At 44.0% G+C, this 1,321-nt stretch carries 1 protein-coding gene; it reads left to right on the top strand.

The window, feature by feature from the left end; all coding sequences use genetic code 11:
• On the top strand, positions 1-1,266 hold a 1,266-nt coding region (locus ACRCJ0_RS14285; protein WP_431390881.1), incomplete at its 5' end, for a CdaR family protein.
• Between the last annotated feature and the right edge of the window lie 55 nt (positions 1,267-1,321).

The raw sequence follows: 1,321 nt of genomic DNA, 5'->3' as shown, positions 1-1,321 counted from the left end.
CTAATGTTTGTATATGTGAAGGCTGAGCAGTATTCGGAAAACCCAGTGAGTTTCTTCCAAAATGTCAGCGAAGCGACAACGGAAACGATTTATAACGTGCCTGTTTATATAGATGGAAACGTGGATGCGTATTACGTCACTGGTCTACCAGATAGCGTTTCTGTCAGTTTATCGGGACCAAAAAACTTAATCGAACAAACACTTGAAGCCGATGACTTCCGCGTCATCACAGAAGACTTAACCGATCTAGGCGAAGGGTCACATTACATCCAATTACAATTGGAAAATGTTTCGGAAGCCGTGTCTTATGAGATTTCACCTTCAAGCGTCAATATTTCAATTGATTCGCTACAAACAACTGAATATCCAGTCCAAGTGGAAATGTCTAATAAATCTGCAGTTGCGGATGGTTACGAAATTACAGATGTGTCTTTAAGCCAAGATTCTGTCACCTTAACTGGTTCGACATCTGACATTGAAAGCGTGAGCCAAGTTTATACAGTGGTCAATATTCCAGATAACTTATCTGAAGACTACACCACCACCGCCACTGTCATTACAGAAAATGCGGAGGGGGATATCTTGAATATCAACACCGACCCAAGTGAGGTTGACGTGACCGTTCAAGTTTCTCCTGAAGGTGTGTCGGTCCCTATTGAAGCCAATATCACCAACGAACGCGAAAGCTACACCTATGAAGCAACGATTTTAGACAGCCAAAACGCGACTTTATCCGGTGACTACGATACCATCAATAACACTGAAAGCGTGTCTGCAACCGTTGATGTATCAAGGATTACAACAACAACTACTGTAGACGCGCCCATTATCCTACCTGATGGTGTAACGGGTTCAGATCCTTCAAGCGTTCGGGTCCAAGTGGTGCCAACCGCTACCGAGTCTTCATCTTCGTCATCATCTAGCGCGTCATCTAGTGCCTCATCAGAAAGCGATGAGGATAGCGCCAGCTCAGACACCGCTTCAAGCGAGTCTAGCGAAGAAAGTGCTACGAGTAGCGAAAGCGGCACTAGCGGTAACGAATCCACTATTGAAGAAGATACGACAAGTGATAGCGACAGCAGCGACAGCACCAGTTCAACCACGAGCGAAGTTGGCGTAACGACTGGCGTCAGTAACAACTTACAAAATGGCAACGGCAATGTCCAAACCAACCAAATCAATTCAATAAGATCAGAAAGCGTCTCTAGCTCTTCTAGCGCAAATGTCTTTAACGCAATACTTGCTTTTTTAGCTAGTTTTTCCTAGTATTAACCTGCGTAAGCTAGACTGCTTTTTTTCAAGGCAAGAAACATATCTATAT

The organism is Aerococcus sp. L_32 (genome assembly GCF_050689315.1).
Note: the sequence above shows the minus strand (reverse complement) of the source record. Positions and strands in the feature narration are given on the sequence as shown.